The 26,830-nt window shown below is 53.2% G+C and carries 26 protein-coding genes; all 26 read left to right on the plus strand.

Annotated elements, in window-relative coordinates; translation table 11 throughout:
• Position 1: 1 nt before the first annotated feature.
• Positions 2-952: an NAD-dependent epimerase/dehydratase family protein gene (locus PMI16_RS23060; RefSeq protein WP_007884090.1), complete on the plus strand. Its 951-nt coding sequence runs from the start codon at positions 2-4 to the stop codon at positions 950-952.
• On the plus strand, positions 949-1,539 hold the full coding sequence (locus tag PMI16_RS23065) for an SIS domain-containing protein (protein WP_007884092.1): 591 nt from the start codon (positions 949-951) through the stop codon (positions 1,537-1,539). Before PMI16_RS23060 ends, PMI16_RS23065 begins: the two co-directional genes overlap by 4 nt.
• A complete protein-coding gene (locus tag PMI16_RS23070; RefSeq protein ID WP_007884093.1) occupies positions 1,539-2,534 on the plus strand; it encodes a GDP-mannose 4,6-dehydratase in 996 nt (331 codons plus the stop codon). The genes PMI16_RS23065 and PMI16_RS23070 overlap by 1 nt, the downstream gene beginning before the upstream one ends.
• Positions 2,535-2,563: 29 nt before the next feature.
• Positions 2,564-3,718: a DegT/DnrJ/EryC1/StrS family aminotransferase gene (locus PMI16_RS23075; protein ID WP_007884094.1), complete on the plus strand. Its 1,155-nt coding sequence runs from the start codon at positions 2,564-2,566 to the stop codon at positions 3,716-3,718.
• Positions 3,711-4,817 (plus strand): DegT/DnrJ/EryC1/StrS family aminotransferase, encoded by a 1,107-nt coding sequence (locus PMI16_RS23080; protein WP_007884095.1) that lies wholly within the window; start codon positions 3,711-3,713, stop codon positions 4,815-4,817. The genes PMI16_RS23075 and PMI16_RS23080 overlap by 8 nt, the downstream gene beginning before the upstream one ends.
• A gap of 115 nt (positions 4,818-4,932) precedes the next feature.
• Positions 4,933-5,901 (plus strand): thiamine pyrophosphate-dependent dehydrogenase E1 component subunit alpha, encoded by a 969-nt coding sequence (locus PMI16_RS23085; RefSeq protein WP_007884098.1) that lies wholly within the window; start codon positions 4,933-4,935, stop codon positions 5,899-5,901.
• Positions 5,902-6,963: an alpha-ketoacid dehydrogenase subunit beta gene (locus PMI16_RS23090; protein WP_007884099.1), complete on the plus strand. Its 1,062-nt coding sequence runs from the start codon at positions 5,902-5,904 to the stop codon at positions 6,961-6,963.
• An 11-nt stretch (positions 6,964-6,974) separates the two neighbouring features.
• Positions 6,975-7,295, plus strand: a complete 321-nt coding sequence (locus tag PMI16_RS23095) for a hypothetical protein (RefSeq protein WP_007884101.1) — start codon at positions 6,975-6,977, stop codon at positions 7,293-7,295.
• 2 nt (positions 7,296-7,297) lie between these two features.
• Positions 7,298-7,969: a hypothetical protein gene (locus tag PMI16_RS23100; RefSeq protein ID WP_007884104.1), complete on the plus strand. Its 672-nt coding sequence runs from the start codon at positions 7,298-7,300 to the stop codon at positions 7,967-7,969.
• An 8-nt stretch (positions 7,970-7,977) separates the two neighbouring features.
• Positions 7,978-9,102: a radical SAM protein gene (locus PMI16_RS23105; RefSeq protein ID WP_007884106.1), complete on the plus strand. Its 1,125-nt coding sequence runs from the start codon at positions 7,978-7,980 to the stop codon at positions 9,100-9,102.
• Between the two features lie 18 nt (positions 9,103-9,120).
• Positions 9,121-9,879, plus strand: a complete 759-nt coding sequence (locus tag PMI16_RS23110) for a phytanoyl-CoA dioxygenase family protein (RefSeq protein WP_007884109.1) — start codon at positions 9,121-9,123, stop codon at positions 9,877-9,879.
• A 300-nt stretch (positions 9,880-10,179) separates the two neighbouring features.
• The gene (locus PMI16_RS23115) at positions 10,180-11,664 is read left to right on the plus strand and encodes a PfkB family carbohydrate kinase (protein WP_007884110.1); all 1,485 of its coding nucleotides are present in this window, start codon (positions 10,180-10,182) and stop codon (positions 11,662-11,664) included.
• A 4-nt stretch (positions 11,665-11,668) separates the two neighbouring features.
• A complete protein-coding gene (locus PMI16_RS23120; protein ID WP_007884111.1) occupies positions 11,669-12,496 on the plus strand; it encodes a nucleotidyltransferase family protein in 828 nt (275 codons plus the stop codon).
• An 81-nt stretch (positions 12,497-12,577) separates the two neighbouring features.
• Entirely contained in the window at positions 12,578-13,900 is a 1,323-nt protein-coding gene (locus tag PMI16_RS23125; protein WP_034381997.1) for a TIGR04372 family glycosyltransferase, read from the plus strand.
• Between the two features lie 217 nt (positions 13,901-14,117).
• Positions 14,118-14,729, plus strand: a complete 612-nt coding sequence (locus PMI16_RS23130) for a hypothetical protein (RefSeq protein WP_007884114.1) — start codon at positions 14,118-14,120, stop codon at positions 14,727-14,729.
• Positions 14,726-16,498, plus strand: a complete 1,773-nt coding sequence (locus PMI16_RS23135; protein ID WP_007884116.1) for an ABC transporter ATP-binding protein — start codon at positions 14,726-14,728, stop codon at positions 16,496-16,498. Before PMI16_RS23130 ends, PMI16_RS23135 begins: the two co-directional genes overlap by 4 nt.
• A gap of 145 nt (positions 16,499-16,643) precedes the next feature.
• A complete protein-coding gene (locus PMI16_RS23140; RefSeq protein WP_007884117.1) occupies positions 16,644-17,345 on the plus strand; it encodes an FkbM family methyltransferase in 702 nt (233 codons plus the stop codon).
• A 12-nt stretch (positions 17,346-17,357) separates the two neighbouring features.
• A complete protein-coding gene (locus tag PMI16_RS23145; protein WP_202801662.1) occupies positions 17,358-18,272 on the plus strand; it encodes a glycosyltransferase in 915 nt (304 codons plus the stop codon).
• On the plus strand, positions 18,269-19,105 hold the full coding sequence (locus tag PMI16_RS23150; protein WP_007884123.1) for a methyltransferase, TIGR04325 family: 837 nt from the start codon (positions 18,269-18,271) through the stop codon (positions 19,103-19,105). Before PMI16_RS23145 ends, PMI16_RS23150 begins: the two co-directional genes overlap by 4 nt.
• A gap of 247 nt (positions 19,106-19,352) precedes the next feature.
• Entirely contained in the window at positions 19,353-20,177 is an 825-nt protein-coding gene (locus tag PMI16_RS23155; protein WP_202801663.1) for a hypothetical protein, read from the plus strand.
• A complete protein-coding gene (locus PMI16_RS23160) occupies positions 20,158-21,153 on the plus strand; it encodes an NAD-dependent epimerase/dehydratase family protein (protein WP_007884130.1) in 996 nt (331 codons plus the stop codon). Before PMI16_RS23155 ends, PMI16_RS23160 begins: the two co-directional genes overlap by 20 nt.
• Complete coding sequence (locus PMI16_RS23165; protein ID WP_007884131.1) at positions 21,154-22,257, plus strand: DegT/DnrJ/EryC1/StrS family aminotransferase; 1,104 nt, start codon at positions 21,154-21,156, stop codon at positions 22,255-22,257.
• A gap of 5 nt (positions 22,258-22,262) precedes the next feature.
• Positions 22,263-23,276, plus strand: coding sequence for a glycosyltransferase family 2 protein (locus tag PMI16_RS23170; RefSeq protein ID WP_237719934.1), 1,014 nt, complete (start codon positions 22,263-22,265; stop codon positions 23,274-23,276).
• A 282-nt stretch (positions 23,277-23,558) separates the two neighbouring features.
• Positions 23,559-24,611, plus strand: a complete 1,053-nt coding sequence (locus PMI16_RS23175; RefSeq protein ID WP_007884133.1) for a glycosyltransferase — start codon at positions 23,559-23,561, stop codon at positions 24,609-24,611.
• Between the two features lie 64 nt (positions 24,612-24,675).
• Complete coding sequence (locus tag PMI16_RS23180) at positions 24,676-25,923, plus strand: glycosyltransferase family 4 protein (protein ID WP_007884134.1); 1,248 nt, start codon at positions 24,676-24,678, stop codon at positions 25,921-25,923.
• On the plus strand, positions 25,920-26,786 hold the full coding sequence (locus tag PMI16_RS23185; RefSeq protein WP_007884135.1) for a dTDP-4-dehydrorhamnose reductase family protein: 867 nt from the start codon (positions 25,920-25,922) through the stop codon (positions 26,784-26,786). The genes PMI16_RS23180 and PMI16_RS23185 overlap by 4 nt, the downstream gene beginning before the upstream one ends.
• Positions 26,787-26,830: the final 44 nt, after the last annotated feature.

Raw genomic sequence — 26,830 nt, forward strand, 5'->3', positions numbered from 1 at the left:
TATGAATATTTTAGTTACTGGCGGTTGCGGTTACAAAGGTACAGTGCTGGTCCCCAAATTGCTCGCGCGCGGCTACAAGGTGCGTGTGCTGGATACCATGTGGTTCGGCAATTATTTGCAGCCGCATCCGAATCTGACCGTAACGCAAGGCGACGTGCGTGATATTGATCAAATCTCTCTCGACGGTATCGACACGATCATTCACTTGTCCTCGGTGGCCAATGATCCGTGCGGCGACCTCGATCCGAAATTGACGTGGGAAGTCAGTGCGCTGGCAACCATGCAGCTGGCCGACAAGGCGGCGCGCAAGGGCGTCAAGCAATTCATTTATGCTTCTTCCGGCAGCGTCTACGGCGTCAAGGAAGAGTTGCAAGTGACCGAGGATCTGGAGCTCAAGCCGATTTCGGAATACAACAAGACCAAGATGGTCTCCGAGCCGGTGCTGATGAGCTACAAGGATCGCATGATAGTGCAGATCGTTCGTCCGGCAACCGTGTGCGGCTATTCCCCACGCATGCGCCTGGACGTGTCGGTCAACCTGCTGACGATGCAGGCGCTCTCCAAGGGCAAGATCACCGTGTTCGGCGGTGCGCAGGTGCGCCCGAACATTCATATCGACGACATCACCGACGTCTATCTGCATCTGATCGATCATCCGGAAGTGACCGGCGTCTACAACGCCGGCTTCGAGAATATTTCTATCCTCGATATTGCCAAGATGGTCGCAAAGCATATTCCTGTCGAGATCGTTGTCACGGAATCGAATGACCCGCGTTCTTATCGCGTCAATTCCGACAAGTTGCTTGCTACCGGTTTCAAACCGTCCAAATCGGTTGAAACGGCAATCACGGAAATCATCGAGAAATACCGCAGCGGCGTGTTGAAAGACGAAGACCGTTACTACAATCTGAAATGGATGGAGCAGACCGTACTGGCTCCCAAAGCAGCATGAGTGAAAACAACAAGTTACCAACGGCTTTCTTCAGCGATTATGCGAGTCGCTTGCAAGGCGTGCTCGCATCTGCAGACTGGTCCGGCGTGGCGCAACTGGCGGAAGATATGCGCGATTGCTGGGCTAACGGCCGGCAAGTGTTTTTTTGCGGAAATGGCGGCAGCGCGGGCAACGCCATCCATTTGGCCAACGACTACCTCTATGGCATCGCCAAGCGAACCGGCGGCGGCATGCGCGTGTTGTCGCTGGCGGCTAACGCCGCGGTCATTACATGCCTGGCTAACGACGTTGGCTACGACAGTATTTATTCCGAGCAGTTGGCCGTGCAAGGCCAAAAAGGCGATTTGCTGATTGTTCTGTCCGGCAGCGGGAATTCACCGAATATTCTGAAAGCACTGGAACAGGCTCGCGCCATGGGCGTGCGCTCTTGCGCGATTTTGGGCTATAGCGGAGGCAAAGCGAAAGCAATGGCTGATTTGCCGATTCACTTTGATGTGAACGATATGCAGATTTCCGAGGATTTGCAGGTCATTGTCGGGCATATGATCATGCAATGGCTTTGCCAGAATAAGCCTGAGGCGCGGTGATGAAGTTTGAACGTTTTGCGGTCTTAGGCAGTAATTCTTTTGCGGGAGCAGCGTTCGTTGCCCGGGCGCTGGCCGATGGTGCGGAAGTAGTCGGATTCAACCGTTCCCCGGAGGGGGCGGATATTTTCCTGCCGTACAAGCAATCTCCGAACAGCAGTCGCTATACGTTTTATAGAGCCGATATCAATCACGATCTGGAGACGATTCTTGGTGTTCTGGAGCAATTTCGTCCGCAGGTGATTGTTGATTTCGCCGGGCAGGGCATGGTGGCTGAAAGCTGGCAGGATCCGGCGCAGTGGTACAACACCAATATCATTGCCAAGGTGCGTTTGCACGATCGTTTGCGTCGATACGATTGGTTGCAGCGTTATGTCCGCATTTCGACGCCGGAAGTCTACGGTAGCCAGGACAGCGTGATCCCTGAAAGCTGGCAGTATTTGCCGAGCACGCCGTACGCGGTGTCGCATGCGGCCATCGATATGAGTCTGCGTGCGTTTCATCAGAATTACGGTTTTCCGGTGGTGTTCACCCGCTATGCCAATTTTTATGGCCCGGGTCAGCAGTTGTATCGCATCGTACCGCGCACCATCATTTATGCTTTGACCGGTCGCAAGCTGCAATTGCATGGCGGTGGTACTGCGGTGCGTGCTTTTATCGCGGCTGACGATGTGGCCGACGGCATCATGCGCGCCGCCGCCGACGGCAATCCGGGAGAGATTTATCACTTCTCTTCGGATCGTTTCATGAGCATTCGCAAGGTTGTCGAAATCATCTGCGAGCGAATCGGTGTACCCTTTGATGCATTGGCGGAAGTCGCGCCGGACCGGGCCGGAAAAGACCAGGCCTACCTGATGGATTCGACCAAGGCCAAGACCGAATTGGGCTGGACTGAAGCAGTCAGTTTCGAGCAGGGTGTCGATGCGACGATTCGCTGGGTAAAAGACAATCTCGATGAAATTAATCAGTTGCCGCTGAATTACATCCATAAGGCATAGACGGTAACTACCGTACAACATTTACGATCATGACTTCTCCTACCATTCAAAATTTCTTGCCCGAGCAATATCGCCAGACCGGCGCGCTCGAGATCAATCACAACTATTTGCACGATCAGTTTGCCGATCATGATGTGATCTGGACCAAAATCCGGGAAGTCGTGCGTCGCGGCGACTTTACCCTCGGTTCGGAAGTCGATCAGGTCGAGGCCGAGTTTGCCGCCATCAATGGCGTAAAGCATGCCATCGGCGTCGGCAGCGGCACCGATGCATTGTTCCTGAGCCTGAAGGCGCTGGGCATCGACAAGGGCGATGAGGTCATCACCACGCCCTACACCTTTTACGCGACCATCGGCGCCATCGTGACCGCCGGCGCTACGCCCGTGTTTGCCGATGCGCGCGACGACTACAACATCGATCCCGCCGAGATCGAAAAAAAGATCACGTCCAGGACCAAAGCCATCATGCCGGTACATTGGTCGGGCAAGCCTTGCGACATGGATGCCATCGAAGCGATTGCGAAGAAGCACGGACTGGCGATCGTCAGCGACGCCTGCCATGCAATCAAGGCAAGCTACAAAGGTCGGCATTCCGGCGAACTGGGCACCATCGCCTGTTTCAGTTTCCATCCCCTGAAGAACCTGAACGTATGGGGCGACGGCGGCATCATCGCCACCAATTCCGACGAACTGGCCGACAAGCTGCGCCTGTTGCGCAATCATGGTTTGGCGGGGCGCGACGAATGCCGCGTCTTCGCTTATAACTCGCGGCTCGATACCATTCAAGCCGTGGTCGCGCGACACATGCTGGGCAAGATCGACCACATCACGGCTTCCCGCATCGCCAACTCGCAGTACTTCGATGACGGTTTGCGCGGCATTCCGCAAATCACCATTCCGGCGCGCGAAGCCGACGTGAAGCAGGTCTACCATCTGTACATGGTGCGCTGCGAACAGCGCGACCTGTTGCAGAAATATCTGGTCGAAAACAATGTCGACGCGAAAGTCCACTACCCGGTGCCGATGCATCTGCAGCCCGCGGCGGCTTTCCTGGGACACAAGATGGGTGACTTCCCGGTGACGGAAGCGATCGCTGCCTCGGCGTTGTCGCTGCCAGTGCACGAATTCATCACGCGTGAGCAGCAGGATCGCGTGATTCAATTGATCAAGGCATTCTATGGCTGAAAAAATGACCATCCCGTTCGTCGACCTGGCGCGCCAGTTTCGCAGCATCGAAGCTGAACTGACCAAGGCATTTGTCGATGTCGGCCGCAGCGGCGGCTATATCATGGGCGCGCGATTGGAGTCGTTTGAGCGCAAGGTTGCGGAGTTCATCGGCGTGCGTCACGCCCTTGGTGTGGCCGATGGTTCCGATGCCCTGTTCCTGGTGCTCAAGGCGCTGGATATCGGTCCCGGCGACGAAGTGATTACCGCCACCAATTCCTTCATCGCTTCGGCGTGGGTGATTGTTGCGGCGGGGGCTACGCCGGTGCTGGTCGATGTGGCCGAGGATTTTAATATCGATCCGAAGCTGGTCGAAGCCGCTGTCACGCCGCGTACCAAGGCAATCATTCCGGTCCATCTCACCGGCCGTCCGGCGCCGATGGATGAGATCAACGCGATTGCACAGAAGCACGGCTTGTTTGTCCTCGAAGACGCTGCTCAGGCAATCGGCTCCCGTTATCGCGGCAAGCGCGCCGGCGCACTGGGACACGCAGCCGGCTTCAGTTTGCATCCCTTGAAAAATCTGGGCGTGTACGGCGATGGCGGCTTGATCACGACAGATGACGACGCGCTTGCCGCGAAGTTGTTGAAACTGCGCAATCACGGTCTGCGTAATCGGGACGAGTGTGAAATCTGGGGCTTCAATTCGCGACTCGACACCATGCAAGCCGCCTTTGCCGAAGTCAAGCTCGGCTATCTGGACGGATGGAATGCGCGTTGCCGCGTCATCGCCAAAGCCTATGCAACCGGCTTGGCGGATTGCGTTCAGGTGCCGGTTGACCAGGCCTGGGAAGAATCCGTTTATCACAACTTCGTGATCCGCACGGATCAACGCGATGCCTTGATGGCGCATCTCTTGCAGAACGGTGTGGACACCCGCGTGCATTATCCGATTCCGATTCACTTGCAGGATGCTGCCAAGAATCTTCCTTACAAGCCGGGGGATTTCCCCAACGCCGAGCGTTACGCCAAAACGATGATTAGCTTGCCGATCTATCCGGAACTGAGCGATGTTGAAGTCGCGCATGTTGTGCAATCCGTGAGGTCGTTTTTTCGCTGACATGCAGACGGGCTTATGCATGGCCGAGCCAAGGCCCTGAGTTGCATGGCCGTCTATCGGAGGACAATGATTGTTGTCCTCAATACCCAGGCTGTTTCTAACGATTGAGTCAAATATGAAAGAAAAGATTGAGCTTCTATATCAAATGAAGCTTATTCGCGCCGCCGAAATGGAGATCAGCGCCAGGTACTCCAATGGGAAAATGCGTTGCCCAACGCATCTTTCTATTGGGCAAGAGGCCACCGCTGTCGGCGTTTGCGCTGCGCTGCGCAAAACGGATCTGGCTGTCAGTACTCATCGTGCACATGCGCACTATCTCGCCAAAGGCGGGAGTTTGCGCAAGATGATTGCCGAGATTTATGGCAAAGAAACCGGTTGTTCGCGCGGTCGTGGCGGCTCCATGCATCTGATTGATCTGGACGTCGGTTTCGAGGGCAGCACTGCAATCGTCGGTAATACCATTCCTGTGGGAGTGGGATTGGGATTGGCGATCAGCCTGGCTGGCGACGATAGGGTGAGCTGTATTTTCGTCGGCGACGGCGCGACAGAAGAGGGCGTCTTTTACGAATCGGTAAATTTTGCCGTTGTACGCAATCTGCCGATATTGTTTTTGTGCGAGAACAATCAGTACTCCGTTTACTCCGGCTTGTCTGTGCGCCAGCCCAAAGGGCGGGTGATACATGAAATGGCGCAGAGTCTTGGATTGCAGTCCCACTACGCGGACGGCAACGATATTCTGGCGGTGAAAGACGTCGTTCAAGTCGCCGTTCAAAACATCAGAAATAAAAGAGGACCTCAATTTGTTGAGTTGTCCACTTATCGTTGGCTGGAGCATTGCGGCCCCAACTATGATAACCACATCGGATATCGCGAAGAGGCCGAGTTTCAGGCATGGAAGGCGAGAGATCCCGTGATGCTGTTTGAGCAGGCGCTCAGGACGAGCGGCCTGCTGACGGATGAAATGGAACATGAAATTGATGCCCGGGTACGAAGCGAGGTTGAAGAGGCATTCCAGTTTGCAGAGAGCTCACCGTTTCCTGATTTGAGTACGGTTGATCACTATATTTATAAGCAGGTGAACTAGATGTCGGGACGCTTTATCACTTTCGCGCAAGCGATCAACGAGGCGCTCTCGCAGGCCATGGAAAACGATCCGAAGGTAATTACCTTCGGGCTTGGCGTCGGAGATCCGAAAGAGATTTTCGGTACGACCAGCGGCTTGCAGGAGAAGTTTGGCGCGGAGCGCGTTTTTGACATGCCGACGGCAGAAAATGCAATGACAGGCGTGGCTATTGGCGCGTCTTTGCAAGGTTATCGCCCAGTCATGGTGCATCAGCGGCTGGATTTTTTCTTGCTGGCGATGGACCAATTGGTCAACGGTGCCGCCAAATGGCATTTTATGTTCGGGGGGCAAAAATCGGCCTCCATCGTCATTCGTCTGGTCATCGGTCGAGGATGGGGGCAGGGGCCCACCCATTCCCAATCTTTGCACGCATGGTTTGCGCACATTCCAGGGTTGAAAGTGGTGATGCCGACCACGCCGGCGGATGCAAAAGCGTTGCTGCTTGGTGCGATAGAAGACCCCAACCCGGTAGTGTTTTTGGAACATCGCTGGCTGCACAATACTACAGGGGAGGTTCTTGAGGCGCCTGTGCCGGCGCCTTTGGGGAAAGCGAGAGTGCGTCGTGACGGTGCGGATGTAACAATTGTTTCAATGGGCTTCATGACCGTCGAGGCGCTCTACGCAGCCGATTATCTGGCAGATAACGGTGTATACTGCGAGGTCATAGATTTGACTTCCATTAATCCAATCGATTGGCCTTGTTTGCGGGATTCCGTCAAAAAGACCGGGCGTTTGCTGGTGTTGGATACGGGGGCGCTTACAGGATCGGTGGCGGGAGAAATTGTTGCCCGTTTGTCTGAAGAATTGTGGAGCTCTTTGCGGTCTGCGCCAGCACGCATTGCGATGCCGGATATCCCGGAGCCAACGAGCTTTATGTTGACAAAAGAGTTTTACCCTCGTGCTGAGAATATTATTGAAAAAATTCAGCAAATGTCTGGGGTAAAGCAGATCAAGGGAACATTAAACCGAGAAACTTCCTATCCGCACGACGTGCCGGGAGACTGGTTTACTGGTCCCTTCTAGGAGAAGAAAGAATGAATGAATTGGTATACGAGCAACTGATCAAGAATTTCGAAGAATCGCTATTAACCCAGTTGCGTGGTCATAACAACGAAGCTGGTTTTTTGGAAATGTGGGTGCCGGATCCGGATTCGCGCAAGAGCATCGCCAACATGGTTGAGGCTGCAGAAATTTACGGGTTGCCGGATTTTGTTCTCACGATCAATCAATCCTCAATCAGCGATGCTCAGTTGAAGATTTTGGCTGAAGATATTAGTGATTTGGCCGATATCGCTGTAGAGGCAACTGGCGAGATGTATGCGTTGAAATTTAGTCAAATTGGAAGCAAGGCTTGAGAATGGCATCGATAACTGAAGGATTGGAGCAGTTGAATTTGGCGGCTGAGATTGACGGCCGTTCCATTAACGCTGATGTTGTCGAAAATAAGGTTCTTGCGGTTACATTCTCAGGAACCGAGGGTGATGTAGAAACGACTATTTTCGATGCCGTATGCAACGCCATGGTAGGACATTCCTTGCGTGAGGCGGCAGAACATTCTGCGCTCTATGCGGCCAGGGAACTGCGTGCTGCAGGAAAGTTGCCGGAAGAGCGCAAGGGCGGTATCGGTTTGCCCAAGAATTTGAATCCGGACCTGGGCCGCGCTGAAGCAATTTTACGCAAAATGTATCGTGGTTCACCTTTCTGGGCCCTGGAAGCGAAAGAGTGGAACTACGAAGATCGCGGAATCAGTCCGGAATGGGTTGCTCTGCCGAAACCAGAAAAAAAAGCCAAGGTTGGTGAATATTTAACGCAGTTCCTGGATGCCGGCAATATTGCGCGAGATTCGGTCGTTCGTTTCGATATCGACAAATATGAGCGTATCGATATACAAATTTCCGATTTTGTTGCTATCGCGGATAAGCCTGAGTTGTTAATGGGTTTCGAACGCTACCTGCGTACTCAAACGAAGGAAAGACTTGAAGTTTTTGCATTCGAAATGAAAGATTTAAATCGCATTCGTCGATTATAGGAAACGATATGACCGGACTTACGGAACACGCAGACTTGATTCTTGATGGCACCAAAATTGGTTGGCACCAAGATCGTATTGAAGCTTGGGAGCGTGGCGAGCGTATCGCTCCTATTACCATTGACATGGCGCTGACGCGCGCGTGCAACTATGGCTGCCACTTTTGCTACGCCATGTTGCAAGAAAACGATCGCAAGACCATCACCAAGGAAGTGATCACGAATTTCCTGGAGGATTGCGCAGAAATCGGTGTTAAAGGCATTAGCTTCGTCTCCGATGGAGAGAGCACCATTTCGCCGGTGTTCGTCGATGCGTGTAAAAAAGGCCATGAGCTTGGTCTGTCCATGGCTTGCGGTACAAACGGTTTTGTTTTGACCAAGCGCAAGCTCGAAGAAGTGCTGCCGTCCCTGACATATCTCCGTATTAATATTTCGGCTGGCGAGCGCGATCGCTACGGCGAAATCATGGGTGTCAAGCCAGACTATTTTGATCGTGTATGTCAAAACATCCGCGACATGGTAGCGATCAAGAAGCGTGACAATCTGAAGGTCACCATCGGTCTGCAAATGGTATTGATGCCGGAATATGCGGATCAGATTTTGCCTTTGGCAAAACTTGGTAAAGAATTGCGTCCGGATTACCTGGTGATCAAGCATTGCTCGGATAATGAGGACGGTGATCTGGGTGTCGACTACAGCAAATATGCTGCGATTTACGACACGCTGCGTGAAGCTGAGGCCATGTCTGACGATGAATACAAGGTTGTCGTAAAGTGGTCGAAGATTGACTCCACCGGTCAGCGCAGCTATCAGCGTTGCTATGGTGCGCCATTCATGATTCAGCTCTCCGGATCGGGTTTGGTGGCGCCATGCGGAATGTTGTTTAACGAACGTTACAAAAAATTCCATATGGGCAATATTTGTGACGAGCGTTTCCGCGATATCTGGGCTTCGGACCGTTATTGGGAAGTCATGAACTATCTTGCCGGGCCGGATTTCAACGCGCAAAAAATGTGCGGCTCTCTGTGCTTGCAGCACAAAGTTAACGAATTCCTTGATGGTTATCAAAAAGAGCGTATTGCCTTGCCCGATTTGAATGGGAAAATCGAACCCCAGCACATCAATTTCGTTTGAGCTTCGAGAAATTCTTCGATGATGGCCGTAGACAAAAAGAACACCCAATTTCGCGACGATATCTTTGGCGACTCCGGTTATCGCCGAGGGATTCACTTTTCGGAATCTGAGCTAGGCGAGTTGCGGGAAATCATTCACGGCAAGTGGCTTGCCAATCTGGTGCGTGTGAATCCTGCGGAGGCGGTACAGTTTGAACGTACTGCCTTGCATGATTACCACAAGATATCGCATTTGATTGATCATCAGTCTGCATGGATTAAAGATGCGAGGCTCTTCAATAAAAATGAAGTCTCCAGAATTCTATCCATGCCTTTTTTTGCCTTGCTGGCAGAGCAGGTGGGGCAATTCGAAGTTGCCGATATTGAGGGATTGGGTTACCCGGAAATATATTGGCGCTTAGTACGTCCCGGACAGCAAAATGACGTCGCGGGAGCGCATGCCGATGCCTGGTTTTACGACTACACCAATAATTTGACTGACGAGCAGCAACAGGGGCTTGTCAAGGTGTGGGCCGCCATTCACGTGCAACCAGGCGAAAGCGGATTGTCCGTTTTGCCGGGGTCGCATCTGGTCGAGTGGCCAAATACGTGGGAGTTGCGACATGGTCGACGCAAGCCGGTGCTGGCAGTGCCTCAAGAGACGTTGGATCTGGTGACGCTTGATACCAAGGCGGGCGAAGCTGTTGTATTCAATACAAAACTCCTGCACGCAGGTATTCCTCATAATGGCGAGCAGACACGGGTTAGCATCGAATTTGCAATTCGACTTCTGACTTAGCCGGTTGCGGTTCAGTGAGGAACTCAACTGCCGCTTCCAGCTATATGCAATATGTCGATGTCTTGGATGTTGCGTCGGCGCAATGTCCGTGATCGCGTGTTTCTGATTTTCACAATCAACATTTAAACCGACAAGCCGCACCTATAAAAAAGGTCGCGTGTCTCTATTCACACGTTTGAGGAATCATAGAGTGAACATGATGGTATTCCGGATCATCGCCGGGGAGTCCTATGATGCGACAAGAAAAGACAGCGCAATATTTGCTGATGTGAAGCTTCTCTCTCTCGCGGGAGAGTTGAAATGACCGGCGCCGTTACAGATATTGTGGCCGAGATTCGACAAAAGGCCGGCTCGCGCAAGCGTATCGTTTTCGTTTCCGGAAATTTCAATACGGTCCACCCCGGACATTTGCGCCTGCTGCGTTTTGCCGCTGAATGTGGCGATTTTCTGGTGGTCGGCGTGGCGGATAATCACGCCCACGGTACGATCATGTTAAAGGAAGAGTTGAGGCTTGATGGCGTACGCGCCATCAGTTTCGTCGATTACGCTTTTATCTTGAGAGTTTCCCCTGAGGAGTTTATCGCGCAATTGCAGCCTGCAATCGTGATCAAGGGGAAGGAGCATGAAACGAAGGAAAACCCCGAACAGAGTGCCGTGAATGGTTATGGCGGCAAGCTGCTCTTCGGTTCCGGTGAAATGCGATTTTCTTCGATCGACTTGCTCAAGCGAGAAATCCAAGAGGCGAACCTGTCTTCTGTTTCACTGCCGATGGATTTTCCTGCCAGGCATGGTTTTTCTCGTGCCGACATGCAAGCGACGATGGATAAATTCAAGGGACTTCGCGTCACGGTGTTGGGTGACTTGATCGTCGATGAATACATCGCTTGCGATCCCCTGGGGATGTCGCAGGAGGATCCTACCTTGGTCGTCACACCGATACAGACGCAACGTTTCATCGGCGGGGCCGCTATCGTTGCTTCTCACGCACGGGAACTGGGTGCCGATGTGCGCTATTTCACGGTATCGGGAAAAGATGCGGCAGCACAATTTGCGAGAGACAAACTCCATGAGTACGGCGTGTACGCGGAAGTATTTGAGGATGACAGCCGGCCAACGACCTTAAAACAGCGCTACAGGGCATCGGGAAAGACACTGTTGCGTGTCAGTCATTTACGTCAGCACGATATCCATCACCAACTTAGTTTGCAGTTCGCAACAGAGGTTAAAGCCGCCCTGTCGCAGTCGGATCTGGTTATCTTTTCCGATTTCAATTACGGATGTCTTCCGCAGAGCATGGTGGATGATTTGGTGGATTTTTGTCGGCGTCGAAAAATACCGATGGTGGCCGATAGTCAATCGTCCTCCCAGATGGGCGATGTATCGCGGTTTAAAAATACGATGTTGCTCACGCCTACTGAACGTGAGGCACGCCTGGCTGTTCGCGATTTCAATTCAGGACTGGTGGTATTGGCTGAAAAATTGCGTAAAAAAGCGCGCGCAAAAAACATCATTCTGACGCTTGGCGCGGAAGGAATCATGGCGCATGTCGCGGATCCGACAGGAGATGAATGGCTGACGGACCGTCTCCCTGCGTTCAATACGGCACCAAAGGATTCGGCAGGCGCGGGGGATAGTTTGCTGACATGTTGTTCCCTGGCGATGGCAGTCGGTGCTGACGTTTGGCAAAGCATGTATTTAGGTTCCATCGCCGCGGCATGCCAGGTTGGTCGTGTCGGCAATATTCCGTTGTCTCCTGCGGATCTGGCGTCGGAACTAAAGGGGTAGCACGATGCGCGCACTCCTGTTGGCTGCGGGTTTTGGCACAAGACTGCGTCCTCTGACCAATTACGTTCCCAAATGCATGGTTCCTGTAGGCGGTCGGCCATTGCTGGACTATTGGCTTGAGGCTCTGGTCAGTAGCGGCTTCAAAGAAATTCTGATTAATACGCACTATCTGGCGCCGCTTGTCGTGGAGTATGTCAATCGGAGCACTTGGTCGCCTTATGTCCGGTTTGTGCACGAATCGCATTTGTTGGGCACCGGGGGGACAATCGTCGCCAATCAGGCATTTATTGCGGGCGAGTCCGTACTCGTCGCGCATGCCGATAATTTGACCTTGTTCAATGTACCGGCTTTCTGCGATGCCCACCGTCGTCGTCCGTCCTCGACGGAAATGACCATGATGCTGTTCGAGACGGACGATCCTCGCTCCTGCGGGATTGTCGAGTGCGATGAACGCGGCGTGGTGTCCGCTTTTCATGAGAAAGTGCAAAATCCACCGAGCAATCTTGCCAATGCCGCAGTGTATATATTCGAACCATCGGTAATCCGATTGATGGCAGAGACGGGAGGAGACGGCCTGGATATCAGTACACAAGTGATTCCGTTGCTGACTGGACGAATCAACACTTATCTGAATCAGACATATCACCGTGATATCGGCACCGTAGCGAGTTGGAAGCAAGCGAACCGGGACTTTCAGGCGACTTCTTTTTCGCCTCAGAATGAGCGCGTCTGGCAGGATATGTGTTTGGCGGATGATGCGGTGCTTCATCATGTGCTTTTGCAGTTGCTGGAGGAAGATCCCTCCAGGGGAAATGCGACGACTTCTGCTTAAACCAGGGGCAGATAGTTATTCGCATAGCAGCGACATGGCGGTTGGCATCGCAGATATTTGAACTGGAAAGTGCATTAGAGAATGTTAATTTTTCATCGTTTTTTGGAGTGGCTTGGCAAGCGACTCGGTACGGTTATATTAATTCCGCATCCGATTGCAATCGGTACTTGCGGTGAAGAGATCTATTTCGGTCTGTTAAAGGCACGTCGAGAAAAGAAAAAGCTACTGGTTATTCTGCCGTATCCGCTGTCCGGTCGTTTGCACTTGCAGCTCCATAACAATCGAGCATTGCTTGAATTGCAAACCGAATATAGATCTCGGTTACAAGATAGTTTTTGGTATGTCCCCATATGCTGGGGTGTGACACTCTATTTTGCTTTCTTTCGTGCGATCAGTATTGTGACGATAAGGCTGTTGGGAATCACTCTTCGAGAACAACTTACGATTCCAATGGCTGGTCAGGAAGTCTTATGGCAACCGAAAGGTACGATGAAGAATTTCTCGTGGGATGTGGTTAGCGCCTATGACTGGACTGCCCAAATGGAAGCGCCGGTTGATATTTCGCTTTCGGAAAGCCAGCAGAAGCAGGCGCGCATTCTGAGGCGAGACATGGGCCTTCCGGCAGATGCCTGGTTTGTCTGTTTACACGTCCGGGAGGGCGGCTATTACAGTGATCATGATTCATCGGGATCACGAAATGCCACCATTGCAAATTATTTCGAAGCAATTAAAGAAATTACTCGTAGGGGTGGTTGGGTTGTGCGTATGGGGGATGCATCCATGACGCGATTGCCCCAGATGGAGCGTGTCATCGACTATCCGTTCACGGCGGCCAAGAGCGCGATGATGGATCTGTATCTGATCAAGGAATGTCGTTTCTACATTGGCATGTTGTCCGGGATCCTGGATTTGGCAATGTTGTTTCAACGCCCGATGCTGGTAGTGAACATGTGCAGCTGGTTGCTTGCTTTCCCTCCCAAGCAAAGCGACCTGGGATTGTTCAAACATGTCTACTCAAAGAAGCTAAAACGTTTTCTCTCCCCTTTTGAATGGCCTCAGTTGGCGTGGGGAGGTCATAGTAGCTTTTCTCCTGAAGAAGAGTATGAGTTTCATGAAAACACGCCTGAGGAACTTCGCGCTGTTGTTGCGGAATATCTGGATCGTCCAGAAAACTGGAAGCATTCACCGCTGCAAAAGGAATTCAATGCATTGCGTATCAATGGGGCGCGCGAATTATTGTGCAGCGAATTCAATCCAGGGGACAATTTTGCGGATATGCTGGCCCGCTACCGTCTGGCCTCTCGTCTTGAGTCGGTTCAGGGGGCGCTTGGCGCTGGTTTTTTGGAGCGAACTCAGGAGCGGCATATGAATGCGCCGACACAGACACGATCTCTGGCAAATTAACTCAAAATTTGGCAGCGCGAGCTTCTCTTGAGGGGCACTCAATGGCCAAATCCAAACCGCCCGTCGCCTCTTTAATAATGGTTGCCTGCCTAGGTGCAGTGAATGTGAAGAGCGTGAGTGTGGCGCTTCTATTTTGGTAAGAACACTCAATATGACGATTACCCCTCTTGAAATCGATGCATCTCATTTGCGATAAGTTACTGCTAAATAATTTAAGATGAAAATATTTGCATTTGCCCCACACTCGGCTATTTGGACACATGCCTTTTCGGAGACGCTGGTCCTCGAAGCTTTGCAGCAAGCCGGCAACGAGGTGGTCTACGTATCTTGTGGCGGGCAGTTCAAAGGATATTGCATCCCCATGAGCGCCTATGGCGTCTCTGAAGAATCCTCGGCAGTTGAGAAACAAAAAGTATGCAACCGTTGCACTGCTCACAAACGCAAGGCTTATCGATGGTCTGCATTCGAATATTATCGTTCGCTGATCAATATTTCCGAGAGCTTTTCTGCTCGCGAACTCAGCCGTACGTTCATCGCTCGTGCATTCAGGCGGATTGTCTGTGCCATCAGGCCTGATAGGGCGAAAATTCGAGATTGCAGGAACAGAGCGGGGCATCTGCATTCGCGAAATTTGCTTAATAAAATTGCCGTCAATGGCAGTAAGTCTTTATTCGACGAGGTCAATCCGTCTACTTTTGAGCAGGTGTCCTTCGAACGGAAAACCGAGTTTTTCAAAAGAGAGGTTGCGAAGATTGTCCGGGCAATCTATGGCAGCGAGTTGAATACGCCGGCAGGAGGCCTCGGCGACAAACTTAAGAAGGTCGCATGAAGTTTCTGTTCAAATTCATTGGCCGGCGCAAAATTGCGGCATTCCTTATCGGTGCTCTTCTATTATCGGTATTTGATCTTGCTGGGATCGCTATTATTTTTCCCTATTTAAAGCTCATTGCCGAGCCAGAGGTTATTGATTCCCATCGCTATCTGCGTGCGTTTTATGAGATCGTTGGATTCAACTCCCATGAACAATTCATGTATGCAGTTAGTTTTTGCTTGCTGGTATTTTTCTCGTTAAAGACAATATGCATACTTCTTCTCAATAAGTTGCAATATAAGGGCTTGGCCGAAATTGCTCATCGTCTGACAACAGAGTTGTTCGGCATGTTGATGACGGCGCGCTATGATTTTTTTCTACGTCGCGCGCCATCTGAATTGCTGGGGATGAACTATTCTTATTCATCCCAGGTTGTCTTGAGTTTTCAGGCGTGGCTCGGGATCGTCAACGAGTTCATTTTCTTTATGTTGTTCTTTTGCATTTCAGTCTATGTGCAACCGTTGGCAACGATGATTATCGCAGGGGGCATAATTCTGATTGTGGTGGTGCTCTATCTTTTGATCATCAAAAGAATCGTGCGTTATGGGAAGCAGCAGAATCTGATTGATGCTGCTCGCCATCGATGGACTTATGCAACGGTTTCCAGTATTAAAGACGCCAAGATCATGGGTTTGGGAAATACGTTCTATGAGCGAACTGAGGAACTTTCGGAGAAGACCCGGGAAATAGCTTGGCGTAATAGTTTCGCTAGTGCTCTGCCACGCGTGAGCATCGAATACGTCATGATTACCGCTTTTATTTTTGCTGCGGTGCTGTTCATGCGCTCCGGCATCAGCATGGAAAAGATGCTGCCGGTGTTGGGACTGATGGCGTTGAGCGCCTTGCGGGCGTTGCCGGCATTTGGACGTTTGACCGGTTATTACAGTACGTTCCGTTACTCGAGGAATTATCTCGACAAGTTGGCGGAGTTTCATTCGACGCTCGCGCAAAGCCGTCAGGAGATTGTCCATCTCGACATCCCGTTTGAGAAGAAAATCGAGATCGAACATCTGCGGTTCAGTTATCCGGACAAGGAAATCATCAGCGATCTGTCGATAACAATACGGAAAGGGCAATCCGTGGGTATCGTCGGTGCTTCCGGTTCCGGGAAAAGTACGCTGTTGGATGTCATTACCGGTCTTCAGGAAAAGGCCGGCGGACGTTTTTTGCTGGATGATATCGAGGTGGATCCGTATTCAAGCGATGCAATTCGACGTTATGTCGGCTACGTGCCGCAACAAATCGCCCTGATCGACGAATCGATTGCCTTCAACGTCACGTTCACGCATGACTATGACCGTAGCAAGCTCAACGAGGTGCTTAAAGTCGCCAATCTCAGTGCGTTTGTCGATGCGTTGCCTGAAGGAGTCGATACCTCTGTCGGAGAGGCCGGAGTGCGTCTCTCGGGAGGCCAGAAGCAACGTCTGGGGATTGCGCGGGCATTGTATCGAGATCCGCAGATTCTCATTTTCGATGAATCCACGAGTGCGCTGGACAATATTACGGAGAAAGAACTTTCGGATGAAATCCAGGCGCTTGCCGGAAACAAGACGCTGATTATCGTCGCGCATCGTTTGACGACGATCATGCATTGCGACGTTATTTACGTGATGCAGGATGGTAAGATCGTCGCCAGCGGAAAACACGCCGAGCTGCTGCAGAACAGTTCCTTGTATCGGGCAATGAATCTTCCCGGGGAAAAAAACGAGAGTAATGATCAATCTTGATCTTCCGCCGGGACGGCTCGGATAGACCAGGCACCGGGTAAGATCACATACTATCCAACCGTATTGGCATGAACACGAGAGACATGCGGTACCGAGAAGGCATTGTGCAGATACGTTATCTGGACAGAAAAGACATACGCGAAAAATGACAATCATCCAAAAACTGAGGGAGCATCTGTTTCATTTGCGCGCCCGATTCAGCGACGTCTACGGAGTGCGGGTCTATTCTCAAGAAGGCGAAGACATGGTCTTGCGCCGCATCTTTGACGGCAAACGCGAAGGTTTTTTTGTGGATGTCGGGGCGCACCATCCATCTCGTTTTTCGAACACGCAATATTTCTATCGTCGAGGATGGCGAGGGATCAATATCGAGCCGAATCCCGACGCCATTTCAGTTTTTCAGCGTTGCCGAAAGTCGGATGTCAATCTGCAATATGGTGTCGCCGAGACACAGGGGGTGTTGAAATACTACCGGTTCGATGAACCTGCGCTCAACAGCTTTGATGCTGCGCTGGTTCAGGATCGGCTCGACAATACGTCCTACAAGGTCATCGACACGATACTGGTTCCGGTACGACGGCTGGACGAAATTTTGAGCGAGCATTTGCCGGCCGGTCAGCATATCGATTTTTTGACGATCGATGTCGAGGGGTTGGATTTTGAAGTGTTGAAGTCCAACAACTGGTCTTTGTATCGCCCCTCATGCGTGCTGGTCGAAGCATTGGAGAGCAGTCTCGACGATGCTGCGAACAATGAACTGTACAAGTTCATGAAAGAGAATGGCTACACATTGTTTGCCAAGACGTTCAACACGTGGATATTCCGAGCAGTGCTGCGTGCGGCATGAAGCTAAGGTCTTATGATGACTGCTAGCCTTGCCCCCATCGTCCTGTTTGTCTATAACCGGTTGGATCATACCCGGCAGACGATCCTTGCCCTGCAAAAGAATCTGCTCGCCGAGAAAAGCGACTTGTTCATTTTTTCCGATGCGGCAAAAGATGCGGGCGCAATGCCTGCGGTGAGTGATGTCAGGGATTTCGTGCGCACGGTGACGGGTTTTAAATCCGTGACCTTGATTGAACGCGAACGGAATATGGGATTGGCAAATTCCGTCATTGACGGAGTAGGAATGATTTGTGCCCAATACGGAAAAGTCATCGTACTGGAAGACGATTTGGTCACCTCCCCCCATTTCTTGCAATACATGAATGCCGCTCTCGACGAATATGAGTTTGTCGATCAGGTCATCAGCATTCACGGCTACATTTATCCTACCGCTTCACGTCTGCCGTCGACTTTTTTCTTGCGCGGTGCGGATTGTTGGGGGTGGGCGACGTGGAAGCGTGGCTGGGATTTCTTTGAGTCGGATGCGAAGAAGCTGCAGGATGCCTTGCTCGCCGGTGGAGAAGTGTCGACTTTTGATTTTGAGGGCAGTTATGGATATGCTGAAATGCTGCAGCAACAAATCGAAGGCAAAGTCAATTCCTGGGCAATCCGCTGGTATGCAAGTGCATTTCTCGCGAACAAGCTGACGCTGTACCCAGGGGTCAGCCTGGTTCACAATATCGGGCATGACCGGACCGGCACGCATGGCGGCAATACGGATGATTTTAGCGGCGAGATCGCAACAACAGCCATACCGGTCGGGGGAATCCCGATCGAACCCAGTGTCGTTGCCTACGAAGCAATCCGTGTCTATTTCCTGTCGCTGAGAAAAACACTTGGACAACGCATCTTGAATAAACTTCGCTCATGGTGGCATAGACTGGCATGATCGGAAAATCACTCAAGCGGCTGCTCAAAAATTGCATTCCTCCGGGAGCAATGGCGATACGGCATTTTTTTTCGAGATCGCGCATTCGTTTTGTCGGACATTTTGCTTCCTGGGAAGCCGCTGCCGGCGCCTCCAAAGGATACGACGATAGCCGCATACTGGAACAGGTCAGCAATGCGCTGATGCAGGTGAAGTCCGGCAAGGCGATATACGAGCGGGACTCTGTCCTGTTTGACGAAGTGCATCACTCTTTCCCGTTGCTTGCCGGTCTGTTAAGGGTGGCGGTGGAGAATGGCGGTCAGCTGACCGTGCTGGATTTCGGCGGTTCTCTTGGCAGCAGTTACTTTCAATGCAAGCATTTCTTGCCGGATAGCGTAGCGCTGACCTGGTGCGTGGTCGAGCAAGAGAAGTTCGTTCAGCGTGGTCGCGATGCATTTGCAACGGATGAGTTGCAATTTTTCTTTTCAATTGAAGAGTGCCTCGCGCAGCATCGCCCGCATGTCGTTTTATTTGCCAGTGTGTTGCAGTATCTGGAAAAGGCGGATCAGATCCTGGATAGTGTCGTCGCGGCATCCATTCCTTATGTCCTGATTGACCGGACCCCGTTCATTGCCCGGCAGGATGATTGGATATGCGTGCAAGAGGTGCCTGCATCGATTTACGAGGCCAGCTATCCGTGCGCCTTGCTCAGTAGTGAAAGATTGGTGCGGCGTTTCTCGGCTGACTATCATCTCATCGCCGATTTTGAGGCGTTGGGCGGAGACGGGTACGTGCAGACTGGAATCCGCATGTTCCCGTTTGAGTATCGAGGAATGATCTGGCGGCGGTATTGACGTTTGATTTTTCATTTCACAGGCACTGGCAATCCAGGGCGCAGAATTCCCCGGAGGACAGCGCCATTAATCATGCGACGTCGTAATGAGGCGAAAATGAACGCCCGAAATATCTATGCATAATTTTTGTACCCTATTTGACTCCAACTATCTGACCCGCGCTTTGGTGTTATACCGCTCGCTGGTCAGGACGGGGGACGAGTTCACGTTATATGCGGTCTGTTTTGACGACCTGGCTTATGAGGCGTTGGGCAAGCTGGCATTGCCCGGGTTGGTCGCCATACCGCTCGGCGAATTTGAAACGGCCGGTTTGCTGGCGGTAAAACCGCAGCGCAGCGCCGGTGAATACTGCTGGACATGTACGCCGCATGTCATTCGCCACGTGCTGGACACGTATCGGCTTGACGAGGTGACTTATCTCGATGCCGATCTTTGTTTTTACGCCAAGCCATCGCTGTTGCTGCAGGAGTTCGCGCAGAGCGGGGCATCCGTATTGATCACCTCGCATCGCTACACGCCCAGATACGATCAGTCGGCGGCATCGGGTACCTATTGCGTGCAATTCATGACATTCAAGTCGGACTCGCGCGGATTGACCGTGCTTCAGTGGTGGCAGGACCGATGCCTGGAATGGTGCTACAACCGCGTGGAAGATGGCAAGTTCGGCGATCAGAAGTATCTTGACGACTGGCTGGAACGGTTTGACGGAGTCCATGCCCTGCGCCATATCGGCGGCGGCGTCGCGCCATGGAATGTGCAGCAATATGATGTTCATGTCGCGGACGGCGCACTCCATGCGAACGATGCCATGCTGGTGTTTTACCATTTCCATGGTTACAAGCAATATGCCGACGGCACGCTTGAGCTAGGTGCTTATCGGCTGGCCGGATCCGTCAGGGAATTGCTGTACCGGCCTTACGTGCAGGGCCTGGCCGAGGCCAGGCGCGAAGTAAGTGCGGTCCTGCCCGGATTCGACAGGGGCAACGCAACCAAGGTGGTGTCGTGGAAGACGCCGCTGCGCAACATCAGACGGCGTATCAAAGGGGAGTTCAATGAATACCAGTCCTTATAACGGCAAACGCGTATTGATTACCGGAGGAATCGGTTTTATCGGTTCGAATCTGGCGCGACGTCTGGTTGGCCTTGGTGCGCATGTCACGCTGGTGGACAGCCTGATTCCGACATACGGCGGCAACCTGTTCAACATTGCGGATATTCGCGATCGCATCGACTGCAATATCAGCGATGTCCGCGATCCTCATGCAATGGCGTATCTCGTGCGGGATCAGGATTACTTGTTCAATCTGGCGGGGCAGACCAGCCATATGGATTCGATGACGAATCCACGCGCCGACCTGGACATCAACGCCGCCGCGCAGCTCACTATCCTCGAAGCCTGCCGGGCGGCCAATAGCAACGTGAAGATCACCTTCGCGAGTACCCGTCAGTTATACGGCAAGCCGGACTATCTGCCGGTCGACGAGCGTCATCCTATCCGTCCTGTTGACGTGAATGGCATCAACAAGCTTGCCGGCGAGTGGTATCACCTGCTCTACAACAACGTCTACGGCATTCGCGCGTGCGCCTTGCGGCTGACCAATACCTACGGGCCGGCCATGCGCGTGAAGGATGCGCGCCAGACCTTTTTGGGCATCTGGATCAGGTCGTTGATTGAAGGCGGTCCGATCAAGGTTTTCGGCGATGGCAAGCAACTGCGTGATTTCAACTACGTCGATGATTGTGTCGACGCGCTGCTGCTGGTGGGCGCGAGCGATCATGCCAACGGCAAAGTCTACAACCTGGGCAGCAAGGAAGTCATCGATCTGGGCAGTCTGGCAGACATGCTGGTCGGACTGGGCTATGGCGGCAAATATGAACTGGTGCCGTTTCCGGCAGAGCGCAAGGCGATCGACATCGGCGATTACTACAGTGATTTCAGCCTGATATCGCAAGAGCTCGGATGGGAGCCGAAGATCGGTTTGCAAGAAGGACTCAAACGCACGATCGAATACTATAAAGCGCATATTCCACACTATTTGGATACCTAAATGATATTGATGAACGACTTCAAGGCCGAGCCGCAGGCGGTTCGCGATGCCATGCTGGCGGCCGCCAAGCGAGTGATCGACTCGGGCTGGTATGTATTGGGCAAGGAACTGGAAAGCTTTGAGCGCGAATGGGCCGATGCTTGCGGATTGGCGCACGGAGTTGGCGTTGCCAACGGCATGGACGCCATCGAGATTGCTTTGCGTGCGCTGGAGATCGGTCCGGGCGACGAAGTGATCACGACCTCGATGACGGCTTTTGCGACGGTGCTGGCAATTTCGAGGGCCGGCGCCATTCCTGTGCTTGCCGATATCGAATCCGACACCGGCTTGTTGTCGCGCGAGAGCGTGCGCCGGTGTATTTCGGAACGGACCAAAGCGGTGTTGCTGGTGCATCTGTATGGCCAGGTGCGTGACATGGATGCGTGGCGTGCACTATGCGCCGAGCATGAAATCACGCTGATCGAAGATTGCGCACAGGCACATCTGGCGACTTGGCAAGGTCAAGTGGCCGGCGCATTCGGCCGGGCCGGCGCGTACAGCTTCTATCCAACCAAAAATCTCGGTGCGCCAGGCGATGCGGGCATGCTGGTGACCGGGGACGAGGCGCTTGCCAAAAAATCGGCGCGCTTGCGCAACTACGGGCAGAGCGTTCGCTATCATCATCCCGAGCTCGGCATGAACAGCCGCCTGGATGAGATCCAGGCGGCCATGCTGTCGGCGAGATTGCATTGGCTTGCAGAATTTACCGATCGCCGGCGAGATATCGCGGATGCCTATTTTTCCGGGATCGGCAATCCCCGGGTCCGGCCGCTCAGCCGTCCCCAGGAAAAGACCGCGCACGTCTACCATTTGTTCGTCGTCAATTGCGACGCGCGGGATGAATTGCAAGCGCATTTGAATGCGAATGGCGTGCAAGCGCTGATTCACTATCCTATCCCGGTGCATCATCAGGAGCCGTGTGTCGATGTCAGGCTGGATCCGCAAGGAATGGCGCGCACCGAGCAGCATGCCAAAACCTGTTTATCCTTGCCATGCCATCCGCAGATGACCGATGCGGATGTGGCGCGCGTGATTGCCGCAGTCAATGCCTTTAAAAACAGCTGAGCACCTTGTATTTTTCGAGCGGATCGGGAAATACATGCAAATCGCTTGATGACGGAAAAAGAAAGATTTGCGAAATGAATGGATTTGTCTGCCTTGATCCGCGCTTCAGCACAACGCGGCGCCTCACCCGGAGCAAGCCGTCCGACGCGGGCAATGCATTGGGCTCCTGTCTTGCCTTGCCTGCCGCAGCCGGTCGCAAAGGCGAAGGAGGCTTGCGCGTCAATGGTTATTTCAAGCAAGCCGAAGCGGGCGGCAATGTCGGCGGCGCGCCATGCGGCAAACCGCTCATTACGATTATTACGGCCGTTTTCAATGGCGAAAAAACACTGGAGAAATCGATTCTCAGCGTGCTTTCCCAGTCCTACGACAACATCGAATACATTGTCGTCGATGGCGGATCCCGGGACGGCACCATCGACATCCTCAAGCAATATGAACACGCCATCGACTATTGGGTGAGCCAGCCGGATGCCGGCATCTACGATGCATGGAATCGCGGCGTCCGCCTGGCAACCGGCGACTGGATTGCCTTTCTGGGCGCGGATGATGCGTATGCCGACAACGCAATCGCCGGTTACGTCGATTTCATCGCAGCGCATCAGCCGGGCACGCTGGAATATGTCTCTTCGAAGGTGAATCTTATCCGGGATGCGCAGTTGCTTCGCGTCGTGGGACATGCCTGGCAATGGCCGGTATTTCGCAGATACATGGGCGTCGCCCACGTGGGATCCATGCATCGCCGTGCATTGTTTGAAAAATATGGTTTGTTTGACGACAGCTACAAGATTTGCGGTGACTATGAGTTGTTGCTGCGTCCTCGCGACACACTCGGGGCGGCTTTTTTCGATGCCGTGACCGTGAATATGGAGGTTGGCGGCGTCAGCGATGCCAATGTCCGGGTATTCGACGAAGCGGCCCGCGCCAAAATCCTGAGCGGCAAGCGGGGCGCATTGGTCAGCCATCTGGAGAAGCATTGGGCGAAGTTGAAATGGCGGATGCGCAAATACTTGTTTAAATAACATTTATTCGGCCTGCGCTCTTTTCATGCGACGGCCCGCAGCGTGGCGGCACGGCTGTCTTGGCAAGGGATTTCTGCTTCCTTGTTGCACGCCCGCCTACCCGAGCCGCATTTGTCGGCATTTGGCATGAAAATGGCCGGTCATCATTCTGTAATGCACTAGAATTGCGTTTGTTTTTGCTTAGTGCCGGAGTGTCATCATCAATATCTTCTCAGTTTGCCTATTCGCCGGAATGACGGCAGGTTCGCTTCCTGACGCCCATGAGTTCATGTGGAGTCTGGTTTGACGCGCAAATTGTTTATCCACGCTTCGAATATTCATCAAGGCGGCGGTCTCACCTTATTGAATGCTTTGCTTGCTGTGTTGCCCAAAGGTACGCAATCCGTATTGTCATTGCATGAGCGCGTCGTTTTGCCGGATGCGGTGTCTTCGAAAAACCTTGTGCGACGGACTCCACCGAGCATTGTCGGAAGATTGTTCTCTGAAATCTGGTTGCGGCGCAAGGTAGAGAAGGACGATGTCCTGCTGTGTCTGGGCAATCTGCCCCCCTTGTTCAAGACCAGGGGCTGCGCAATCGTTTTCGTGCAAAATCGCTATCTGGTGGATGAGGTCGAGCTGGATTCGACCTCTTTCAGGACCTGGTTTCGCCTTTTCTCCGAGCGTTTCTGGTTGCATTGGCGCATCGCGAATGCGGATGTGCTGGTGGTGCAGACGCCGTCGATGAAACGCTCTCTGGCTGCGTTGACAAAGGGCCGGGTGCCGATCCATATCATGCCGTTTGTGGCCAATCCTGCGGGTTATGCGCGCAAGACGGCGGTTTCCGCCGGGTCCGGGGCAAAGGAGATCGACTTTGTCTACGTGGCGTCCGGGGATCCGCACAAGAATCATCGGCGTCTGATCGAGGCCTGGTGCTTGTTGGCGGAGGAGGGTTTGTTTCCTTCGCTGACGCTGACGCTCGATAACGGCAATTTCCTTGAACTGTGCGCCTGGGTAATGCAGCAGGCCAAGGAACACGGACTGCGTATCGACAATACATCGGTTGTCGCGCACGACAAGGTGGTGGAGCTATATGGCCGGGCAGCCGCCCTGATTTATCCGTCGACGATGGAATCGTTCGGCTTGCCGCTGATTGAGGCGCGCCAGGCCGGATTGGCGATATTGGCGTCCGAGCTGGATTATGTCCGGGATGTGGTCGATCCGGAGCAAACCTTCGATCCCGAATCTGCCATCTCCATCGCGCGCGCGGTCAAACGTTTTATCGGCAAGGAGTCGCCGCCATCGGCGTTGCAAGATGCGGCAACATTCCTCGCCTACGTTTTGAAGAGCCACAAATAAAAGACCTTTGCCGCATGCCGCGATATTTGTTTGAGCCAGACATGGATCTCTTGAATTAGCCAAAATGAAAGTATTGATTGTTAGTCAGCATTTCTGGCCGGAAAGCTTTCCCATTAACGACATGGCGAAAGCGCTGGTGGCCAGGGGATGTGAAGTCGACGTCCTGACCGGGAAGCCGAATTATCCCGACGGGAAATTTTTTCCCGGCTACAAGGGGAGCGGTTGCCAGCGTGAAGAGTGGGCAGGCGTCGGCATATACCGCGTGCCTTTGGTCGCGCGGGGAAGCCGTAGCGCCATCCGGCTGGTGCTGAATTACCTGTCCTTTATCGCCACAGGATCCGTCCTGGGCCCCTGGTTGTTGCGCGGTCGCCGTTATGACGCCATTTTCGTCTATGCGACGTCGCCGCTGCTGCAAGCGCTCCCGGCCCTGTTTCTTGGTTTTCTGAAGCGGACCAGGGTGACGGTATGGGTGCAAGATCTTTGGCCCGAAAGCCTGGCGGCGACAGGCTATGTCAAGAATGCATTTATTCTGAAGTGCGTTGGAAAAGTGGTGGGTTTTGTTTACCGCCATACCGATTTATTGCTGGTTCAGTCGGCAGCGTTTAAAGATAGTGTGGAGAGACTCGCGCCTGGGAAAACGGCGGTTTATTATCCGAATTCGGTAGATGCCATGTTCGCTAGTGATGCTGTTGCCGAAAGTCCTCGCGGCGACGGCGCGTTGCCGACATTGCCGCCGCACGTCTTTTCCGTTGTTTTCGCCGGCAACGTGGGGGCAGCGCAAGCGGTAGACGTCATTGCCGATGCCGCCGAATTGCTGCGGCACCGTGAAGACATTGCCTTCTTCGTCTTCGGCAAGGGCAGCAAATGGGATTGGCTGGCGGAGGCGGCGGACAAACGGGGGCTGAGCAACCTGCATTTGCCGGGGCGTTTTCCGGTCGAGACGATGCCCGGTTTGATGCGGCAGGCATCGGTCTTGTTGGTGACGCTGGCGGATGAGCCGATTTTTGCCGCGACCGTCCCAAGCAAGGTGCAGGCGTACATGGCTGCAGGCAGGCCGATCATTGCCAGCCTCAACGGCGAAGGCGCACGCTTGATCGCAGAAGCGAAGGCCGGGCTCGCGGTGCCCGCAGAGAACGCGGCTGCTTTGGCCGATGCCGTGTTACAGCTGGCGGACATGGCGCCGGAAGAGCGGGAGCAGTTCGGAAGTAACGGTAGAATGTTTTCCCGTCAATATTTTGACCGGGAAAAATTGATCGATCAGCTCGTCGGTTATTTATCGGATGCGGCAGGCAATGCCGGAGAGATGCAATGAAAATTTTAGTCTTGGGTGCAACGGGAATGCTGGGCAACGCCATGATGCGCGTGCTCGGCGAGGCTGCGGATCTTGACGTATTCGGAACGGTGCGTTCGGAAGACGCCGGGCGTTTCTTTTCCGCCGATACGGCATCGCGCCTGGTGACGGGCATCGATGTTACCGACGATGATGCACTGGCCGGCGTATTGCGAAAGATCAAGCCGGATGTCGTGATCAACTGCATTGGCTTGATCAAGCAACTGGCGCAGGCCGACGATCCGGTGGAGGCGATTACGATCAACGCCTTGCTGCCGCATCGTCTGAAAAAACTGTGCGACCCGGAGGGCATCCGCCTGGTGCACTTCAGTACGGATTGCGTGTTCAGCGGCGCCACCGGACATTACACGGAAGCGGCGCCATCGGACGCCGCCGATATGTATGGCAAGTCAAAATATCTGGGCGAAGTCGGCGGCGCCAATGCGATTACGCTGCGGACATCGATCATCGGTCACGAATTGCAAGGAGCTTACAGCCTGATCGGCTGGTTCTTGAAGCAACAGGGGCAATGCAAGGGATACCGCCGGGCCATCTTTTCGGGCTTGCCGACCACGACCATGGCGGCAATCGTACGCGACCAGGTGATTCCCAACCGCGCACTGCAGGGGCTGTATCACGTCGCGGCACAACCGATTGCTAAATTCGACCTGCTGCGTCTCGTCGCCGATGTCTATGGGAAGCAGATCGAGATTATTCCCGACGATACCTTGGTCATTGACCGCTCCCTCAATGCGGATCGCTTTGCCGAAGCGGCGCAATACCGGGCGCCTGAGTGGCCGGAGCTGATTGCAAGCATGCACGCGTATTATGGGGCAGGAAAGTAATGTGCTAAATTTTTGATGTATTCAGCGGCTGGACAGGCTGAGGC

The sequence above is a fragment of the Herbaspirillum sp. CF444 genome (assembly GCF_000282135.1).
Classification (GTDB): Bacteria; Pseudomonadota; Gammaproteobacteria; order Burkholderiales; family Burkholderiaceae_D; genus Herbaspirillum.

Bases quoted from the DNA above. Each gene is read 5' to 3' on its own strand.
- PMI16_RS23080 (WP_007884095.1), top strand. From the start codon at position 3,711: ATGGCTGAAAAAATGACCATCCCGTTCGTCGACCTGGCGCGCCAGTTT.
- PMI16_RS23065 (WP_007884092.1), top strand. From the start codon at position 949: ATGAGTGAAAACAACAAGTTACCAACGGCTTTCTTCAGCGATTATGCG.
- PMI16_RS23090 (WP_007884099.1), top strand. From the start codon at position 5,902: ATGTCGGGACGCTTTATCACTTTCGCGCAAGCGATCAACGAGGCGCTC.
- PMI16_RS23075 (WP_007884094.1), top strand. From the start codon at position 2,564: ATGACTTCTCCTACCATTCAAAATTTCTTGCCCGAGCAATATCGCCAG.
- PMI16_RS23100 (WP_007884104.1), top strand. From the start codon at position 7,298: ATGGCATCGATAACTGAAGGATTGGAGCAGTTGAATTTGGCGGCTGAG.
- PMI16_RS23150 (WP_007884123.1), top strand. From the start codon at position 18,269: ATGATCGGAAAATCACTCAAGCGGCTGCTCAAAAATTGCATTCCTCCG.
- PMI16_RS23165 (WP_007884131.1), top strand. From the start codon at position 21,154: ATGATATTGATGAACGACTTCAAGGCCGAGCCGCAGGCGGTTCGCGAT.
- PMI16_RS23140 (WP_007884117.1), top strand. From the start codon at position 16,644: ATGACAATCATCCAAAAACTGAGGGAGCATCTGTTTCATTTGCGCGCC.
- PMI16_RS23105 (WP_007884106.1), top strand. From the start codon at position 7,978: ATGACCGGACTTACGGAACACGCAGACTTGATTCTTGATGGCACCAAA.
- PMI16_RS23135 (WP_007884116.1), top strand. From the start codon at position 14,726: ATGAAGTTTCTGTTCAAATTCATTGGCCGGCGCAAAATTGCGGCATTC.
- PMI16_RS23160 (WP_007884130.1), top strand. From the start codon at position 20,158: ATGAATACCAGTCCTTATAACGGCAAACGCGTATTGATTACCGGAGGA.
- PMI16_RS23145 (WP_202801662.1), top strand. From the start codon at position 17,358: ATGATGACTGCTAGCCTTGCCCCCATCGTCCTGTTTGTCTATAACCGG.
- PMI16_RS23180 (WP_007884134.1), top strand. From the start codon at position 24,676: ATGAAAGTATTGATTGTTAGTCAGCATTTCTGGCCGGAAAGCTTTCCC.
- PMI16_RS23095 (WP_007884101.1), top strand. From the start codon at position 6,975: ATGAATGAATTGGTATACGAGCAACTGATCAAGAATTTCGAAGAATCG.
- PMI16_RS23060 (WP_007884090.1), top strand. From the start codon at position 2: ATGAATATTTTAGTTACTGGCGGTTGCGGTTACAAAGGTACAGTGCTG.
- PMI16_RS23070 (WP_007884093.1), top strand. From the start codon at position 1,539: ATGAAGTTTGAACGTTTTGCGGTCTTAGGCAGTAATTCTTTTGCGGGA.
- PMI16_RS23130 (WP_007884114.1), top strand. From the start codon at position 14,118: ATGAAAATATTTGCATTTGCCCCACACTCGGCTATTTGGACACATGCC.
- PMI16_RS23110 (WP_007884109.1), top strand. From the start codon at position 9,121: ATGATGGCCGTAGACAAAAAGAACACCCAATTTCGCGACGATATCTTT.
- PMI16_RS23120 (WP_007884111.1), top strand. From the start codon at position 11,669: ATGCGCGCACTCCTGTTGGCTGCGGGTTTTGGCACAAGACTGCGTCCT.
- PMI16_RS23085 (WP_007884098.1), top strand. From the start codon at position 4,933: ATGAAAGAAAAGATTGAGCTTCTATATCAAATGAAGCTTATTCGCGCC.
- PMI16_RS23125 (WP_034381997.1), top strand. From the start codon at position 12,578: ATGTTAATTTTTCATCGTTTTTTGGAGTGGCTTGGCAAGCGACTCGGT.
- PMI16_RS23185 (WP_007884135.1), top strand. From the start codon at position 25,920: ATGAAAATTTTAGTCTTGGGTGCAACGGGAATGCTGGGCAACGCCATG.
- PMI16_RS23115 (WP_007884110.1), top strand. From the start codon at position 10,180: ATGACCGGCGCCGTTACAGATATTGTGGCCGAGATTCGACAAAAGGCC.